The 18,722-nt window shown below is 37.6% G+C and carries 11 protein-coding genes; 7 read left to right on the top strand and 4 right to left on the bottom strand.

Going from position 1 to position 18,722, the window contains the following annotated elements; genetic code table 11:
- Positions 1-442 precede the first annotated feature (442 nt).
- Positions 443-2,752 (top strand): GH92 family glycosyl hydrolase, encoded by a 2,310-nt coding sequence (locus AAGF08_RS17430; protein ID WP_343512622.1) that lies wholly within the window; start codon positions 443-445, stop codon positions 2,750-2,752.
- Between the two features lie 2 nt (positions 2,753-2,754).
- Here the strand turns inward: AAGF08_RS17430 and galE are convergent, their stop codons facing one another.
- The 3 genes from galE to AAGF08_RS17415 form a co-directional block, all read right to left on the bottom strand.
- Positions 2,755-3,768 (bottom strand): UDP-glucose 4-epimerase GalE, encoded by a 1,014-nt coding sequence (gene galE, locus AAGF08_RS17425; RefSeq protein WP_343512621.1) that lies wholly within the window; start codon positions 3,766-3,768, stop codon positions 2,755-2,757.
- Positions 3,769-3,834: 66 nt separating this feature from the next.
- Complete coding sequence (locus AAGF08_RS17420) at positions 3,835-6,945, bottom strand: PKD domain-containing protein (protein WP_343512620.1); 3,111 nt, start codon at positions 6,943-6,945, stop codon at positions 3,835-3,837.
- Between the two features lie 9 nt (positions 6,946-6,954).
- Complete coding sequence (locus tag AAGF08_RS17415; RefSeq protein WP_343512619.1) at positions 6,955-10,086, bottom strand: PKD domain-containing protein; 3,132 nt, start codon at positions 10,084-10,086, stop codon at positions 6,955-6,957.
- 164 nt (positions 10,087-10,250) lie between these two features.
- On the opposite strand from AAGF08_RS17415, the gene AAGF08_RS17410 reads away from it, so the two are divergent.
- The 6 genes from AAGF08_RS17410 to AAGF08_RS17385 all read left to right on the top strand — a co-directional run bounded on the left by AAGF08_RS17410 (position 10,251) and on the right by AAGF08_RS17385 (position 18,051).
- Positions 10,251-11,870 carry an ATP-binding cassette domain-containing protein gene (locus AAGF08_RS17410; RefSeq protein ID WP_343512618.1) on the top strand — a complete coding sequence of 540 codons (1,620 nt, stop codon included), beginning with the start codon at positions 10,251-10,253 and terminating at the stop codon, positions 11,868-11,870.
- A 10-nt stretch (positions 11,871-11,880) separates the two neighbouring features.
- The gene (locus AAGF08_RS17405) at positions 11,881-13,278 is read left to right on the top strand and encodes a sodium:solute symporter family protein (RefSeq protein ID WP_343512617.1); all 1,398 of its coding nucleotides are present in this window, start codon (positions 11,881-11,883) and stop codon (positions 13,276-13,278) included.
- The gene (locus AAGF08_RS17400) at positions 13,265-14,446 is read left to right on the top strand and encodes a class I SAM-dependent rRNA methyltransferase (RefSeq protein WP_343512616.1); all 1,182 of its coding nucleotides are present in this window, start codon (positions 13,265-13,267) and stop codon (positions 14,444-14,446) included. Before AAGF08_RS17405 ends, AAGF08_RS17400 begins: the two co-directional genes overlap by 14 nt.
- A 64-nt stretch (positions 14,447-14,510) precedes the next feature.
- Entirely contained in the window at positions 14,511-14,945 is a 435-nt protein-coding gene (locus AAGF08_RS17395; protein WP_343512615.1) for a hypothetical protein, read from the top strand.
- 182 nt (positions 14,946-15,127) lie between these two features.
- The gene (locus AAGF08_RS17390) at positions 15,128-17,440 is read left to right on the top strand and encodes a TonB-dependent receptor (protein WP_343512614.1); all 2,313 of its coding nucleotides are present in this window, start codon (positions 15,128-15,130) and stop codon (positions 17,438-17,440) included.
- Between the two features lie 14 nt (positions 17,441-17,454).
- Positions 17,455-18,051, top strand: a complete 597-nt coding sequence (locus AAGF08_RS17385; protein ID WP_343512613.1) for a hypothetical protein — start codon at positions 17,455-17,457, stop codon at positions 18,049-18,051.
- Between the two features lie 93 nt (positions 18,052-18,144).
- Here AAGF08_RS17385 and AAGF08_RS17380 read toward each other — a convergent pair whose 3' ends face one another.
- A complete protein-coding gene (locus AAGF08_RS17380; RefSeq protein ID WP_343512612.1) occupies positions 18,145-18,609 on the bottom strand; it encodes a hypothetical protein in 465 nt (154 codons plus the stop codon).
- Between the last annotated feature and the right edge of the window lie 113 nt (positions 18,610-18,722).

Genomic DNA, 18,722 nt, shown 5'->3' with positions numbered 1-18,722 from the left:
GTTTCAACAAAATTGTAGGATTGAAGTATCTTATTTACTTCCCTTCGTTTTTGAGTGATGCAAAGGTAGTTTTTTGAATCATTAATACAAAAACAGAACAATAAAATTGATTCAACAAATTGTATTAAGTTCTGATTCAAGGAGATAAATTTTAAAAAAATGACTCTATATGAAGTTTAATCAGGTTAAAATCACTCTTTTAAAGATTATGTTTCTAGCAGACACGTAAAAAATATTATTTGGCTCAACCTAATCTTTGAAAATTTAAATCCCTCCATTTTAATTTCTTTGAATCTGATCCATTTAGTAAAAAGTAAGTTAAACGCTTTGTTTCTTTTCCCAAAATTGAAATCCTTTCCGTACAAAGCTTTAGAGAAAGCTCAACCTTTTTTGTTTATTTAGTATGAATAGATCCAAAATCAAACTTCAATACCAAAGGAAAATGAACATTCGGATTATCCTTTTATTCATTCTAATTCATGTCAATTCCCTCACTCATGCTCAGAATGTAGTCAAACCTGTTGATTTAGTCTATCCATATGTAGATAGTAGTAATTCACGATGGTTCTTTTTTAATTCTGCTTCCAGACCTTTTGGTATGGTGAATTTAAGTCCGGATACAGACATCGATGGCGCTTGGGGAAGCGGGTACCGATATAATAGTGATACCATTAAAGGTTTCAGCCATATTCATGCTTGGCAACTTTCAGGATTGTCTGTATTGCCTTTGTTGGATTTTGATCTAAAGGAATCTAAGGTGTTTGGATCTCCTTTTAATCATTCATCCGAAATTGTTAAACCTGGATATCATCAAATATTTCTTGAGAGATATGGTGTAAAAGCCGAGCTGACCTCCACTTTACGCACAGGTTATCATCGGTATAATTTTGAAAATGAAGGAGATCAGCAAGTATTAATTCGTTTGGGTGGAATGCTTGGACCATCTGCCATTGTCAATGGTTCTATTTCACAAAAAGCGGATACCGTTTTTGAGGGTTTTATTATGAATGGCTCCACATCAAGACGGCCTTACGAAACTCCGATTTTCTTTGCGATAAAATTTAATAGACCAGTTCAAACCCTTACAGGATGGAATGAATCTGGGATTCAATCAAACCTACAAGAAATTAATGGTCCTGATTCAGGAGTGATTTTGTCTTTTGGGAAGGAATCACCTGAGCTCCTAATGAAAGTTGGGATTTCATATGTCAGTTCAGATCAGGCATTACTAAACTTAGAATCAGAATTGAATCACTGGGATTTCGAAAAAGTCATGGAGGATTCATTTGAAGAATGGGACTCGTACCTCTCCAGAATTGAAGTTTCTGGAGGTTCAGAAAAATCCCAGAAGAGGTTTTATACTGACTTATGGCATGCATTACAAGGCAGACGAACGATTAGTGATGTAAATGGTAAATATGCTGATATGACTTCTGGTAAGCACCTTACTAAGCAAATCCCTCTCGACAATTCAGGCAAACCTAAATTCAGACATTTTAACTCGGATTCTTTTTGGGGAGCCCAATGGACCATTAACACGCTTTGGCATTTAGTATATCCTGAGATAACAGAGGAATTCGTCAATTCTATGCTGCTCTATTATCAGGATGGTGGTTTGATCCCACGCGGCCCTTCAGGAGGAAATTATACTTATGTGATGACTGGAGCTTCAAGCACTCCTTTTATCGTAAGTGCCTACCAAAAAGGAATTCGTGGATTTGATATTCAAATGACTTACGAAGGGTTACTGAAAAACCATAAGCTAGGAGGTATTATGGAAAAAGCTGGATACGAGCATAAAACCAATTTAGGTGGAGGATTTAAATATTATTTGAAGAATGGTTTCGTTCCATGGCCAATTCCAGAAGGAAGGTTTGGGGCTCATCAAGATGGGCCAAGTCTTACAATGGAATATGCCTATCAAGACTGGACTTTGGCTCAGCTTGCTAAAGCACTTGGGGATCAGACTACCTATTCCGAAATGATGGAAAGGTCTAAATACTATAAAAACACATTTGATCTTGAGACTGGCTGGATGAGACCACGGAATGTTTCAGGTGAATGGAAGCAACCTTTTGACCCGTATGAATATAATGCTGGTTTCAATGAAGCGAATGGAAGTCAAGCCACCTGGTTTGTTCCCCATGACTTGGACGGACTTGCTTCTCTGATGGGAGGACAAGACAAAGCGATAGAGCGATTAAATGAATCATTCAAAGTTGCAGAAAAGCAAGGTTTCACATCGGGAACCTCACATTCACAGGAAGCTCACCCTGAATACCGAAGAATCCCAATCAATTATGGAAACCAACCATCTATTCAAACAGCATTTATTTTCCAAAAATTGGGTAGGCCTGATTTGACTCATTATTGGACAAGAGCGATAGTGAATAAAGTTTATTCAGAATTAAGTCCTGATTCTGGGTATAATGGTGATGAGGATCAAGGCTTGATGGGCAGTTTAGCTGTTCTGATGAAAATCGGCCTCTTTCAAATGAACGGAGGAACGGAAGAAAACCCTTCTTACCAATTAGGAAGTCCAATCTTTGATGAGATCAAAATCAACCTGAATCCTGCCTATTATGCAGGAAGGCAATTTATTATAAAAACAACAAACAATTCCCCTTCCCATTTTTATGTAAATTCTGGAAAATGGAATAATCAGATTTTAAGAAATCTTGAATTAAGACACGATCAGATAACCAGAGGAGGAGAACTTATTTTAGAAATGAGTGAGGCTCCAAATAGGTAAGATTACTTGATCAGGTTTTTTTGCCAATTCCAGGAATCCCTCAAAGAATCTTCTAAAGTATATTTTGGATGCCAACCGAGAACTGTATTTATTTTTTTAGTATCAGCCCAGATTTTTACCACATCGCCAACTCGTCTTGGTCCAATCGCATAATTGAGTTTGATTCTATTAACTTTCTCAAAGGTTTTGATAATTTCTAAAACGGTATTTCCGTTTCCGGTTCCTACATTAAATACATCGTAAAAATCATCATCCTGCTCATTCAAATAACTTAATGCTTTTACATGAGCATCTGCTAAATCCATGACATGAATAAAATCACGGATACAGCTACCGTCCTCCGTATCATAATCATCCCCAAAAACTGTGATTTTTTCCCGGATACCAGCTGCAGTCTGAGTTACATATGGGACCAAGTTATTAGGAGTACCATTTGGTAATTCCCCGATCTTTCCACTTGGATGAGCTCCAACAGGATTGAAATATCTAAGTGAAATAACTTTTACTCCAGCTTTACTTTTGACGAAATCGACCAAAATATCTTCGCAGATTTTTTTTGTATTCCCGTAAGGACTTTCGGCATCCTTTCTAGGCGTGGATTCTGTTACTGGTAATTTATCCGGCTGGCCATAAACGGTACAGGAAGAAGAGAAAACAATGTTTTTAATGCCTTTTTCTTTCATAAAATCTAAAAGAACAATCAACGAACCGACATTATTTCTGTAGTATTTTAAAGGTTCTATCGTACTTTCTCCCACTGCTTTAAAAGCTGCAAAATGAATAACACCAACGAATTTATGCTCAGAATAAACTTTTTCAAGGATGCTTTTATCATTACAATCACCCTCATAACAAATCACATCCTTCCCAATAATTTCTGCTAATCGATCAATTACACTTGATTGAGAGTTGGAAAAATCATCCAAAATTACAGGTTCATAACCTGCTTTTAATAATTCCACAGCTGTATGAGAGCCGATATATCCTGCTCCTCCCGTAATTAAAATCTTTTTCATTTCATCAAAAATTTAGATCGTAAAGCTATTTAAATCTGTCAGGTTAGAATAATTTAAATTCAAAAATCACTGAATTAATGTAAAAAAACCTGTCATGGAATCAGTACCAAACTCACCTTCTAGAGGGTATTCATAGGTGATTTTGTAAGTAAAAGTGCCTGGAATTCCAGGGTTCCCGAATTGATTTCCATCCCATCCCTCACTTCCAGCATAAACTAGTTGCCCCCAACGATCCCAAATCAATAATTCATAGGTGATAGTACAGTTAAAAATAGGTTCGTAAGGTCCATCCTTTGGATTAAAGCCGGTTGGCATCCGAACCTGTGGTTTAGATTCAGTTACATTACCGGTTCCATTTACAGAACAACCATTTGCATCCGTCACAGTCACACTAATCTGGCCTGAGGATAAGCCAGATATTCTGGAATCAGTTAGCCCATTCTCCCATAAAACTGTATAGGGTGCGGTTCCTCCTGAAGGAATAACTTCCAAAATACCATCCGATCCGCCTGGACAACCCGGGTTTTCTTCAAAAAAACGAATTTCCAACTGTTCTGGTCCTAATATTTCCCCCTCGACCACAATAGTACAAGATCTGGAATCTATTAGCGTTTCTGCAAAGGGTCCTTTTGGCAATCCGCTTACAGTAAGAAATTCTCCATCCCACTCTGAATCATATCCTAATACTTCATAGGGTGCTGTTCCCCCTGTTACTTTCATCCGGAATAAACCGTCCGAACTGTCTACACAACTTACATCTTGTATGATTATATCAGATGAATAAGATAAGGGATCCAAATCTTCTATTTCAATGGAAAGGTTTACCTCTCCACATCCGGAAAGATCCGTGATTTTTACTTCATAAATCCCAGAAGACAAATCAGATGCTATTTCAGAGTTAAGATTAGGGTCATGCACCCATACATAATTAAATGTTCCCGACCCACCCACAGGTTCAAGTTTGATCATCCCATTGGCTTCGCCCGGGCAAGATGGAGCGAGTGTTTCCATAACATTTACCTCAAAATCAGGATAAATTATCACCTCTAATTTCTTTGAAATCCCCGAACATTGGGAAGTTGAACTGGCCGTCACCTCATAGTTTACAAATCTACCAGTAGCATTAAAATCCCATATAACCTGGATTTCCTCTGTTCCCTGACCCGATTGGATTGTACCCCCTTCTATTATCCAGTTATAATTATTCTCACTAGATGGAAAAGGAACTGAATAGGCTAAACTTTCAGTTTGGACTCCACAAATTCCAACAGGCCCCTCAGGCAAATCCGGCTCAAATAGATCAGATACCGTTACTTGAATTTCTTGAATCTCACCCTGACATCCGTTATCCGAATAAGGGATCGCTCTCACGACACCTTCTTCAGTTGGATTTTCCCATCTTACAAGTAATGTAGAATCAGTTTTTGAGATTTCAATTCCCCCCTCAATCTCCCATTCCACTCTATCAAAATTCGAAGTATTTTCGAAAACATAAAGGATCTCTTCCTCATTGGGACAAACCGAACTAGGACCCTTCAACTCCCCTTCAATTTTTTTCACGTCTACTTCAAACCTAAATTCTTCCTCATTATCACAACCATCTTCTCCTGTTGAAGCTAGAACAACAACTTCAAATATTCCTTCTTCTGAAAAAGTATGAGCAACTTCTTGACCTGATTGTTCTTGACTTCCATCACCAAAATCCCAAATAAAGCTATTAAACAAAGGGCTATCAGGAATAATTTTCCAAATCCCCTCTTTCTCAAAACAAGCTATTTTATCCCCTTCAACCTCAAAATCATAGGTCGTTTCAGTTTCAAATTGAACATTCTGCAAATTTGCCGCTATGGCATATGCGAAGGATTCTATAAATCCAGAGCCATAAGCATATCCAATGAATCCTTCCGGATTTGATAGAGAATTTACTCCTTCAGAAACTGCCAGTTGTGCATACTCAAAACCAGAGTTACCCGGCACAGGTTTAAACTCAGCCCCCATATTTTGACCATTCAATATTGTTTTTCCGGAAGACCCACTGGGAACAATTACATTTATAAAATGTCTCTCTAAACTAACTCTACTAAAGATTGAAAAAACAGCTGACTTAAGTCGTTGATTAGTTGAACTATAGGTGATTAGAGAAGGATCTCCCTGACTTGACTGTGTACTTGTAATCAAATTACAAGCTTGACTTTTCCCCAAAGCAGTAACGGCAGTAGGTTTAGAAGTTTCAATGGTTGCCAATTGATCTTGCCCAAAATCAAGTTTAAGAAATTTACCTGCATTAATTGTCCCAACTAGGTTCCCGTCTACTCTTACCTCAGTATCATTTGAAGAAGCAAGAACTTTCACAATCTCTCCGGAAGTTCTATCGATAAAAGGAACATGAATATATGATTTTCCCCAAGTATTTATTGGGTAAGCTTGTTGGAAAAGATGATCGCCTGTTGTGCCACAATCTCCTGCACTCGTTAATTTATTACCGCCGAAAACTGCAATATTTTTACAATCACCTTCCTCGCCATTTACTACCCGAATCCTTGATCCTGTTAAATCCCCTACAGCTTTGATTTGATAGGTCTCACCCGCATTCAAAGTTATATATAGTGGTGCATTTGCTGGAATGGTATTTACCGTTGTGGTTGAAGTAATGATCTCCACTTCTGTGAAATCTTCTACCGCTAAAATCAAAAGGGTACTCTCGAAATTTGTATTTCCCCCAGGTTCTTGCCCAGGTCCAAAAACATCAGCATGCGCTGTCACATAATAATCTTTACCTAGGGCATTAACCGGTAATAAAACCGTCCCATCCCCACTTCTTTGTCGATGATTAAATGCATGAACAGCTACTTTCCCACTAGAATAGATGTAAGCACTCTTTTTTTCCTTTTCCCCTGATGTCCTGTGAATAATATCTTCACTAAACTCATGGACGAATTGTTCTCCTGCCTTAATCGAAAAGGGAATACTTGTATTTCCTTGTTGAATATATCCATCGCTATCCTCATTTGCAGTAATAATGATCATAGCAATGTCAGGCTGAATTTCCCGAAAATAATTCTCCATAAAGCCCACATAAAACTCATTCCCGATTGTACTGATTTGAGCCAAAGAATCCTTCGCAATCAAAAAAATTGCCAGCGTAACAAACAGATAAATAGACTTAATATTATTCATCAACAAAACTTACCTAATAAGGGTAAATGCTCCTCTCTTTTCAACGGTTTCAATTTCTCCTTCTAAAGGAAAAGTATATTGTATTAAATAGGTATAAGATCCAGAAGGCGCCTCATTTCCTGATATCAATCCATCCCAACCTGATGGACCAGAATAGATCAATTGCCCCCATCGGTTATATATCCAAAGTTCAAATTCTATTTCACAATTCGATACCCCTTGGAATAGGTTTTCATTGGAATTAGGATTAAAACCTGTGGGCATCCTTATTTCCGGTGCAGCCTCTTTTACTACCCCAACCCCTAAACTAATACACCCAGAAAGATCTCTAACTGAAATGTTATAATTCCCTCTTGGAACACCGATTAGCTGATTTCCAAGCCCCATCGGATCCTCCCAAGAATAAACATAAGGGCCATTTCCTCCTTCAGGAAAAGCAAATAATTCCCCATTACTTCCACCTGGACAAGCAGGTTTTTCCAATCTTACTTCCACTTCTAAAGCCGGTGGCGAAGTAATTTCAAACTCAATAGGAATGACACAACCATTTGAATCTTCTATCTCCCAATTAAAAACACCCTGTGGCATATCTGTTAAATTCAAAACGCCCATAAATGTTTGTAAACCTTCATATTCAAAGGTATAAGGAGCTGTACCCCCGGCTATTTCAAGATTTAATATACCATCGGCTTTTCCGTAGCAGGAAGTTGCTTGGGTATTAATTGAGCTAACTTCAAGTAATTCGGGTTCAGCCACCTCAATGTTATCCAATGACACCTCACATCCAATCTGATCTATAACCTTCACAGAATAAATTCCAGCTGATAATCCACTTACATTTAATTGCTTCAATTCAGGGTCATGTGACCAGATGATATCATAAGGTTCTATTCCTCCTTCAACTCCCAATTCTATCACGCCCCCACTTTCTCCAAAACAAGAAATTGAAGAAATGTTCACAATATTGATCTCAAAAGAATCTGCAACAGTCACCTCTAAAGCCGGAGAATCTCCTGCACAAGAATTATCAACCAAACTTGAAACTGTATAGCTAATTTTCCCAGTTACTCCTGGCTGGTCCCAAATGACCTCTACCATTCCATTTTCTGGAGAAACGACTATTGTACCTCCACTTATATTCCATTTATATCCCCTTCCCTGTGTAGGATTTGGTACCGAATAAAAATGAGAAACATTAGCATCGAAACAAACTTGTTGTTCCCCTACTGGAGATACAGCTTCTAGCCTATTATTGATTACAACTTCTTGGGAAATTGTTTCTCCCATGCATCCATTTGATGAAAATGGAACAGCAATTATTTTAGCAGAATTATTTGCTGGCCCCCAATTTACCAAGATCGAATCTCCATAGTTTTCAATTATTTCCCCTCCTTCAACCGTAAAGTCAATTTTTGAAATACCTGTCATGTCGGAAAGCTTATAGATTAATTCTTCAACATCAGGGCAAACACTAAAAACGCCTTCAATTTCTGCATCGCTGGATATTTCCAAAACCTCAACTTCAACGGTAATTTCTTCCTGTTCCTCGCATGAATTTGGGCTTAAGGATGCTTTTACAAGTATCTCATAATCCCCGGGCTGGGTATAAGTGTGTGTCACCTCATTACCGATTTGAACAGCCGACCCGTCTCCAAAATCCCACTCAAAATAGGTATAGTTTGGGTTTTCAGATTCAATCTCCCAAGTTCCTTCCTGATTAAGACAAGCCACATTATCTCCTTCCACCTCAAATTCATAGGTTGATTCTGTCTCAAAATTGAGATTATCTAATGCTGCTCCAACTGCAAAACCATAAGACTCTATAAACCCAAAACCATAGACATAAGCTGTAAAACCTTCAGAATTAGTAAGCTGATGAATTCCTTGGGAAATGTTTATTCTAGCATAAGAAAAAGAGGGATCACCCGGAACTGGCGAAAATCTTGTACCTACATTCTGCCCGTCTAAAAAAGTTAAGTTTTCAGTCCCAGCCTTAACAACTAAGTTCAAATAATGCGCAACTATAGACGGCAAATTCAATGCATTAAATCGAATTTCTTTCAATAATTGCTCACTTGGACTGTAGGTAATCATGAAAGGATCGCCATTATCATAATTAGGGGCATTGGGCTCATTACATTGCTGACTTTTTGCAAATACAGTGACGCTTGCAGGTTTAGAAGTTTCTATTTTAGCAGATTCATTGATACCGAATTCAATACTCAGAAATTCCCCGGCATTGATAGTCCCACGATTTTGTCCAGTTACGAAGACTTGGGTATTATCTTCAGAAGCAAGTACTTTAACTAATTCACCAGAGGTTCTTCCAGAAAGTGCTACATGCACAAATGAAGTTCCCCAGCTGCTGGTAGGATAAGTTTGTTGGAAAAGGTTATCAGGAGCTCCTCCGCAGTTTCCAACTGTTGTCCATTTGTTCCCTCCAAAAACAGCTATTTTCTTACAATTATCTGCATTTTCCTCTAACACTCGTATACGGGTTCCCGTCAAATCAGCTTTTGCTTTCAACTGATAACTTTGTCCTCGATTCAATATTATTGAGAAGGGAACACCCGCATTTTTGCCGCTGTATGCATCTACTGAAGAAGTTATTTCTATCTCTGTATCATCTTCGGTGGCAATAACCAATAGCTCACTTTCATCATTGACATTAGCTTGGAAAGAAACAGGAGCTGTCAAAAATTCATAATGCGAGGTAATTAAATAGTCTCTTCCTAAAGCTCCCAAGGGTAAAACAACCGTCCCATCTGCAGAACGAAAACGTTCATTAAAAGCATAAACTGCAATTTTTCCATTGGAGCTGATATATATTCCTTTATTCTCGACGACCCCGGAATTCCTATGATGCATATCCAAATCCTGCGAAGGAATGGTATGTGTAAACTGTTGACCTTGGGATAAATTAAATGGAATAGCTCTGCCCCTATATTCAATTACACCGGTAGCATCTTCATTAGCAGAAATTACAATCACAGCCTGATCAGGAGCATCTGGTAAAATTCTATTATTGTCCATAAAGCCTACCCAAAACTCTTTTCCTACAGTAGAGAGTTGAGCCTCAGCCAAATGGGAATAAAAGCAGCACAGAAAAAGAAATAAAAACAGGTGTAAAATTTTCCTCATATACCCCTCAGTGGGTGATCAGCTTTCAATATAAACATCCTACGAAACAATAGTTTAAATAATCTGGAATTGTATTCTTTTTTAACAACCAAAAGACATTTGAATCATTACCCAAGAAAAATTTAATTCCTATCTTTGCGGCTCAAAAAAAGAAGCGAAGCCTAATGATTTCAGTAGATAACCTTTCCCTTAAGTTTGGTAAAAGAACACTTTTTGATGAAGTAAGCGTAAAATTCACTCCAGGAAATTGCTATGGTGTGATAGGTGCCAATGGTGCCGGTAAATCGACATTTTTAAAGATCCTTTCCGGTGAAATTGAAAGTACCAGCGGATCGGTTAATATCACTCCAGGTCAGCGAATGGCTGTATTAAGTCAGGATCACTTCAAATTTGACGAAGTAGAAGTTCTTAAAACCGTCCTTATGGGACATAAAAAACTCTATTCCATCATGGAGGAAAAAGACGCTATCTATATGAAAGAAGACTTTTCTGAAGAAGATGGTTTAAGAGCCTCTGAACTAGAAGCTGAATTTGCTGAAATGGACGGTTGGAATGCAGAATCTGATGCTGCCTCTCTCCTTTCAGGATTGGGTATCTCGGAAGATCTACATTATTTACCGATGAACCAGTTAGCAGGTAATCAAAAAGTAAGAGTATTATTGGCTCAGGCGCTTTTTGGTAATCCAGACATCTTGATTCTCGATGAACCTACCAACGATCTGGATTCCGAAACTATCGAGTGGCTGGAAAACTTCCTGATAGATTTCAAAAACCTTGTGATTGTGGTTTCCCACGATCGTCACTTCCTTGATACAGTTTCTACCCATATCGTGGATATTGACTTTTCTAAAATAAAAATTTACTCCGGTAACTATACCTTCTGGTACGAATCCTCTCAGTTAGCACTGAAACAAAGATCTGATCAGAACAAAAAAGCAGAAGATAAAAGGAAAGAACTTCAATCTTTTATCGAACGATTCTCTGCCAACGTAGCGAAATCGAAACAAGCTACCTCTAGAAAGAAAATGCTTGAAAAGCTTAATGTGGATGATATTCAACCGTCTTCAAGAAAGTATCCTGGGATTATTTTCAAGCCAGAAAGGGAAGCAGGAGATCAGATTTTTATGTCAGAAAATCTGGAACTGAAAGCTGATGGAGTGACTTACTTCACAGATGTCAATTTGATGGTAGATAAAGGAGATAAAATAGCTTTCATATCAAGGACCAAACAAGCTGTCAACAAATTCTTCCAAACCATTATGGAAGAGATTCCAACCCAAAAAGGAAGCTTCAAATGGGGTGTAACAATAAATAAGGCCTATTTACCCAATGACAACTCCGACTATTTCAAGACTGATATTCCCCTAATCGAATGGTTGAGACAGTTCTCCAGCAACCAGGAAGAAGCCTATGTGAGAACATTCCTTGGAAGAATGCTCTTTACAGGAGAGGAATCCTTGAAAAAGTCTTCTGTACTTTCCGGAGGAGAAAAAGTTCGTTGCATGATTTCTAAAATGATGCTTCAAAACCCGAATCTCTTGGTACTTGACGAACCTACAAATCACTTGGATTTGGAGTCTATCACTGCTTTTAACAATGCAGTAGTTGATTTTACAGGTACAGTGATGATGTCCTCTTATGACCACACTTTTGTTCAATCTTCTGCTAATAGAATCGTGGAATTCACTCCAAATGGGACGATTGATAGAAGAATGCCATATGATGCTTATTTGGAATCAGAGGAAATAAAAGCTATCAGAGAAAAAATGTACGGAAACAAATAAGTTTTAGGACTTGCTGCTCACCTCAATTATTATTTATCTCGCTATTACCGTCGGAATTGGCGTTTGGTCAACAAGACTGGTAAAGAGTTCCAATGATTTTGTATTAGCAGGAAGATCCCTTCCCTTATTCCTATCAGCATCGGCTTTATTCGCAACTTGGTTTGGCTCCGAAACGATTTTCGGAGCCTCTTCTGTTTATTTAGAGGATGGTCTTCAAGGGGTAATTGAAGATCCTTTTGGAGGAGCGCTCTGTTTGGTGCTTTTCGGAATGTTTTATTTACGCCCCATGTACCGAATGGGCGTATTGACTATTGGGGATGTTTTTAAAAAGATCTTTGGAAAGAGGATTGAATTCTTTGCCTCAGTATTTATGGTACCTGCATATTTTGGTTACGTCGCTGCCCAATTAGTCGCTTTAAGTTTGGTTTTGGGCTCCATTACAGATCTGACTTTAACAGAAGGAATCTTGATTTCATCGGGGATTGTCGTTTTCTATACATTCCTTGGTGGGATGTGGGCAATTTCAATCACCGATTTCATACAAACAACTATGATTGTTATTGGATTGCTTTGGGTAGCAATTATGATAGCTAAAGAGGCAGGAGGTGTATCTGAAATAATTTCTCAATCTCCTCCAGAAAGTTTTCAATTCTTTCCAGATTCGAACCCGATTTCTTGGATCAATTATTTTGGAGCATGGATTATTCTTGGTTTAGGCAGTATTCCGAGTCAAGATATTTATCAGCGGGTGATGTCATCAAAATCCGAAAAAGTAGCCGTACAGTCCACTTACTTAGCAGGAGGGTTTTACTTGACATTTGGCTTATTACCTTTATTTATCGCATTAGGAGCAAAAGTCCTATATCCGGAGTTATATCTGGAAAACAGTCAGATGCTTTTACCTACCATGATTTTGGCGCATGGAGGCCTTCCTGTCCAAATTGTATTTTTTGGAGCCTTGATTTCAGCAATCATGAGTACTACGAGTTCAGGTTTATTGGCTCCGGCAGCGATTATTTCAGAAAACCTCATCAAACCTTATTTTGGTGAAAAGCTTAAAGACAAAAGCTTGCTTTGGATATTAAGGGCCAATATTGTTTTCGTTGCCGTTGTAGCCACGTTGATTGCTACAATGGAATCGAATATTTATGATCTGGTGGCCGGTGCTTCGATTTTGATGTTAGTTTCTTTGTTCGTTCCATTAACCGCAGGGTTGTATTGGAAAAAAGCCTCAGCAACAGGGTCATTGCTGGCAATGATTATTGGAATGATATCATACTTAATTGCAGATCAACTGGAACCTCCAATCGGATCACATATTATCGGATTGGTTTTTAGTATTTTAGCCATGATAATCGGAAGCTATAGTTTCCCTACACGAATCTTACAAAACGATGAATTATCCTAAAATTATTCTCAAAAAAGGCAAAGAGATTTCTTTGAAACGAAGACATCATTGGGTGTTTTCAGGAGCTATTTATCAAATGCCTGATGATCTAAAAAATGGTGATTTAGTTTCTATTTTTTCTTCAAGGGATGAATTCTTGGGAACAGGTCATTTTTCACATGGCTCCATCATGGTGCGGATTATATCTTTTGAAGAAAGAGAAATAAACCAAGCCTTTTGGAATGAGAAAATAGCTTCTGCTTATTCTCTAAGAAAAAATCTGGGATTAATTAAAAATACACAAACCAACGTTTATCGGTTAGTTCATGGTGAGGGAGACTTAATTCCGGGCTTAATCGTAGATTACTATAATGGAACAGCCGTAATTCAGGCCCATCATGTGGGAATGCATGCTCATGTCAAGGAAATCGCTTTCGCAATCAAAAACACCTATGGAGAAACCCTTGCTGGAGTATTTGATAAAAGCGCTGAAACACTTCCTAAAAATCTTGGTATTTCCTCTAATGAATGGATTCTTGGAGAACCAAAAACTAACTTGGTTCAGGAGTATGGGGCCACTTACAAGATCGATTGGGAAAAAGGTCAGAAGACGGGTTTTTTCATAGATCAACGGGAAAACAGAAAACTCTTAGCCTCCTACTCCTCTGGAAAAAAGGTTCTTAATACCTTTTGCTATTCGGGGGGATTCTCTGTGCTGGCACTAAGAGAGGGTGCCTCTGAAGTGCATTCGGTTGATATTTCTCCAAAAGCTATTGAACTAACGGAAGAAAACGTAAGTCTAAATCCGGATATCAAAGGCAAGCACGAATCTAAAGTTGCCGATGTGGTAAAATATATCCGTGAAATTGGAGATGATTATGATATCATCGTTTTAGATCCTCCAGCTTTTGCTAAAAATATGAAAGCACGGCATAATGCCGTGCAGGCTTATAAAAGATTAAATGCTGAGGCTTTAAAAAAAATAAAAACAGGTGGGATACTTTTCACGTTCTCCTGTAGCCAAGTCGTTGACAAAGCCTTATTTACTAATACCATCACGGCTGCGGCTTTAGAAAGTGGTAGAAAAATCAAAATCCTTCATCAAGTCACGCAACCAGCGGATCACCCCGTGAATATTTTCCATACAGAAACTGAATATTTGAAAGGTTTGGTATTATTTGTCGAGTAATTCCTAGGAAACCGACTTATCATATCTACTTTTCAACTATTTTCACCTATCAAAATCAAAAAACATGTATACAGGATTACAACACTTACATTCAGGCCTAGCATATTTGGTGCTTTTGGCTCTTATTTTAATCGTTTTATATTCCCTATATGGCTCCCTGTCCAATAAAGATTTCACAGATAAAGACAGGAAAATTGCCTTAATAGGTTTTATTCTTTCACATATTCAGTTAACAGTAGGACTGATACTTTATTTTGTGAGTCCACTTGGATTCGAGTTGTTAAAATCTGGTTCCGCGATGTCAGATTCCGCAGCAAGATTAACAGCTGTAGAACATCCACTAGTCAATATCATTGCCATTGTTTTAATTTCTATTGGCTACATCCGGGCCAAAAAAGGATCTATATCTAAAGCAAGATTCCGTAGTATTTATATGATGTATGCCATAGGAATTTTACTCCTATTATCAAGGATTCCTTGGTCATCCTGGTTGGGATAAAAAATTCAAAATCTTCAAAGTCCAGCAACTAAATGTTGGACTTTTTATTTTTCCAGCAATAGAATAGACATTCTGTCATTTGATTTTGCCACTTGAATAGTCATATTAAACCTATTTCACATTTTTGCAACTTTGTTTCATTTACACTAGTTTAATCTAGAAATGGAATCTATTTTTGTTCTGTGAAATACTTGAAGCTTTCCACATTTTCTATAATTCTTTTTCTAGTAGGTGCATTTTCTGCCTATGGGCAAAAATGTGATTTATCTATCCGAGGTAAAATTTTGCACCAAGAAAATAATGATCCTATCGTAGGTGCTTATATATGGATTGTAGAAAGTGCAACAGGTGCTGTTTCTAATGAAAATGGGAATTTCGAAGTCAAAAACCTCTGTGCAGGAACTTACACGTTAACGATCCAATATTTAGGCCATAAAGAAATAAGAGATAGCATTCTACTCAATTCTAACAATTTCAATAAAACGTATCGATTAGAGGAAGAATCTATGGATCTGGGGGGAGTTGAAATTCATGGTCATAGGTTTGATGTACAAACGACAACTTCAGTTTCTGCACTCTACGGGGAAGCATTATTAGAAGCAAGAGGTGAAAATTTGGGAGAAAGCTTAAAACGGATATCAGGAGTCACTACTTTTTCTACAGGTAACAGTATTTCTAAACCTGTGATTCATGGAATGCACAGTAATAGAATAATGATTTTGAATAATGGAATCCGACTCGAAGGCCAACAATGGGGTGCTGAACATGCACCTGAAATTGATCCTTTTGTAGCAGATGAAATTACTGTTATTAAAGGTGCTGAAACTGTTCGATATGGACCCGAAGCAATGGGTGGTGTGATTCTGGTAAACCCTGCTCCTCTTCCAACAAAAAAAGACCCAAAGACGAATCTTTATCTAACTGGGGGAACCAATGGAAGAATGGGAAACATCTCTATTTCACATGCCAACGGCTCAAATAAAATAAAGGGCCTGGGCTATCAGGTTCAAGCATCTGCTAAAAGAGCTGGAAATATTAAATCTCCCGATTATTACCAGGGAAATACCGGACTTAGTGAACTTAACTTTTCCGGATCTATAGGATACAGCAGTTCAAAACTTGGGATTGAAGGGTATTATAGTTATTTCAATACCACCTTGGGAATTCTTCGAGATTCACATACCGGGAATCTAGATGATCTTACCAGCATAATAGAAAATGGCCGTCCCTTTTCAGACCCTGGATTTACCTATGATATAGTTAATCCAAAGCAAGTTGTATCTCATCATTTGGGAAAAATAAAATCTCACTATCATCTTTCCGATACTTGGAAACTCAACTTTCAATATGGATTCCAAGCAAATAATAGACAAGAATTCGATAAAAGAAGAGGAGATTTAAACGAAAGGGCAAGTCTTGATTTACAGTTGTTCACCAATACTGTAGACTTATTTTTAGATCATAATCTAAAAAATGAATGGAGTGGAAGTTTTGGGCTTAATGCTATTCAACAAGCAAACAGCAATATCCCAGGAACTGGAGTTACACCATTGATCCCAAATTACGATATGCTTAATCTGGGAATTTATGCTATTGAAAAATACAGTAAAGGGCCATTAGAGCTAGAGGGAGGGTTAAGGTTTGATACAAGATCTGTAAGCACAGCAAGATATGTTGGATCTGAACTTCAGGAAGCTGATTTAAGCTATAATAACTTTTCTGCATTTATTGGTGGTTTATACCAAATCAACCCTAAAATCACTTTCAATTCTAATTTAGGTACAGCTTGGAGACCCCCAAATGTCAACGAGCTTTTCAGTGAGGGGCTACATCATGGAGCAGCAGCAGTAGAAATTGGAGATGCTGACCTTAATTCAGAAAATTCTGTTAAGTGGGTAAATGCATTGGAGTATGATGGAGGAAGGACTCATTTAGAGGTCACAGCCTATGCAAATCATATCTCAGACTATATCTATTTAAATCCAACCGGCGACACTTATGTTTCATTAAGGGGTACTTTCAATGTCTATGAATATCTTCAGGCAAATGCTTTCTTCTATGGTTTAGATTTCTCTGGAAGCTATGTCTTTACTGAAAGGTTAAGCGCCTATGCAAAAGGGTCTATTATTCGGGCAAAAAATACTGATGAAGGAAATTATTTTCCTTTTATTCCTTCCGATAGAATGGACTGGGGGTTGGCATACCAATTTGGATCTTTAAGTAATTCCAAAACTAATAAACTAACGCTCAGCAATTTACTTGTTGCCAAACAAAAAAGAGAGCCTGATTTTGATTTGGCTCCCGCTCCACCGGCGTACGCAATTTTTAACATTGCTTATCAAAAACAAATTGCTCTTGGGGAAGATAAATTAAACCTGGGTGTTCAAGTACAGAATTTATTCAATAGTTCTTATAAGGAGTACATGAATCGATTCCGCTATTTCACTGATGATATGGGAAGAAACATTTTATTAAAAATCAATTATCAATTCTAAACTTTACCAACAAAATGAAGCAATTCAAAAATCTTTACGTTCTTTCAGCAATTCTATTCTCCATGGTTTTAATATCCTGTGAAAGTGATGATCCTGTAATGGAAAATGATGAAGAAGTTATCACTGATGTCACATTGCGATTCACTGAACTGGATAATTCAGGAGCAACAGTTGGGGACCCATTCGAGTTTTTGGCATCAGATCCTCAAGGTATTGAGCTTGGAACTCCAACCATAGAAACTGTCAATTTGACTAAAGGTAAAACTTATAAATTGGAAATATTACTCTATAACTCTATCGCGGATGAGGATATTACTGAAGAAGTTCAGGAAGAATCTGATGAGCACCAGTTTTACTTCTTAGGTTCAGCCTTTGTAGGTTCACCAATTTTAACTTATTCTTACAATGATTTAAATGGAGAAGCTCTTGGTCTGGTTGGCGAGGTTATAGTTGCTGAAAACCCCAGCTTTAACAATGCCAACATGAGAATAGTTTTAAGACATGATTTAGATAAAAATTTTCCAGGAGCTGATAATCCAAATTTTGAAAATTTTGTTTCTGCAGGCGGCGAAACGGATTTAGATATAACATTCCCTCTGGTAGTCAATTAAAAAAGTACAACTGCTATAAAGGGCAGCTATAAATAGCTGCCCTTTTTTTGATTCTTCTCTGTGACTGATAATTTAAAAATCTAAACTTTTATATTATTCTGTAGCATTCGCTCCTACATTACCGGCAACCAATATTACATCATAATCCGGGCCTTCGCTAGAAAGATGAACTTTGATATGACCATTGAAAGTCTTGAAGCTTTCATAATTTATTACGTTTCCATTTGCTAATTCCTTCAATATTGTTGCCCCTTCCAAGGAACTAGCATAAATAGGGTTTAACATAGCCGCCATGGGTGCATCTGAAGTACCATAAGGCCCATAGTGCAAATGTGCAGGGTAAGTTACAGCTTTACTTCCTTTCTCACCTTTTAGGGTAATCACTAATTCCAATTCTCCTGTTGGCAGCTCTCCTGCCTCTAATTGTCCTGTATAATTATATTCACTGGTTTGTTGTAATTCATATATGGTTGATTGGACATATCTTGATGGACGTTCTGTTTCAGTACAGCCATAAAACAAAACCCCAATAACCAGCGCTAAAACTATTTTTTTCATATGTAAATTATTTACAAAGTGAAACGATTTCACATGATGTATGTTTTGTAAATTCTAAATTGGATTAATCTAGTAGAAATACCAAAAGCTTGAGAAGTAAAAATTTTTGAATT

Origin of the sequence: Algoriphagus sp. SE2 (assembly GCF_039563885.1) — a bacterium.
In the GTDB taxonomy this organism is placed as follows: domain Bacteria; phylum Bacteroidota; class Bacteroidia; order Cytophagales; family Cyclobacteriaceae; genus Algoriphagus.
This window is presented reverse-complemented; position numbering and strand designations above follow the sequence as displayed.

Excerpts from the sequence above, each read along its gene's own strand:
- AAGF08_RS17395 (WP_343512615.1), top strand. The coding sequence starts at position 14,511 with ATGTATACAGGATTACAACACTTACATTCAGGCCTAGCATATTTGGTG.
- AAGF08_RS17420 (WP_343512620.1), bottom strand. The coding sequence starts at position 6,945 with ATGAATAATATTAAGTCTATTTATCTGTTTGTTACGCTGGCAATTTTT.
- galE (WP_343512621.1), bottom strand. The coding sequence starts at position 3,768 with ATGAAAAAGATTTTAATTACGGGAGGAGCAGGATATATCGGCTCTCAT.
- AAGF08_RS17410 (WP_343512618.1), top strand. The coding sequence starts at position 10,251 with ATGATTTCAGTAGATAACCTTTCCCTTAAGTTTGGTAAAAGAACACTT.
- AAGF08_RS17415 (WP_343512619.1), bottom strand. The coding sequence starts at position 10,086 with ATGAGGAAAATTTTACACCTGTTTTTATTTCTTTTTCTGTGCTGCTTT.
- AAGF08_RS17380 (WP_343512612.1), bottom strand. The coding sequence starts at position 18,609 with ATGAAAAAAATAGTTTTAGCGCTGGTTATTGGGGTTTTGTTTTATGGC.
- AAGF08_RS17430 (WP_343512622.1), top strand. The coding sequence starts at position 443 with ATGAACATTCGGATTATCCTTTTATTCATTCTAATTCATGTCAATTCC.
- AAGF08_RS17400 (WP_343512616.1), top strand. The coding sequence starts at position 13,265 with ATGAATTATCCTAAAATTATTCTCAAAAAAGGCAAAGAGATTTCTTTG.
- AAGF08_RS17385 (WP_343512613.1), top strand. The coding sequence starts at position 17,455 with ATGAAGCAATTCAAAAATCTTTACGTTCTTTCAGCAATTCTATTCTCC.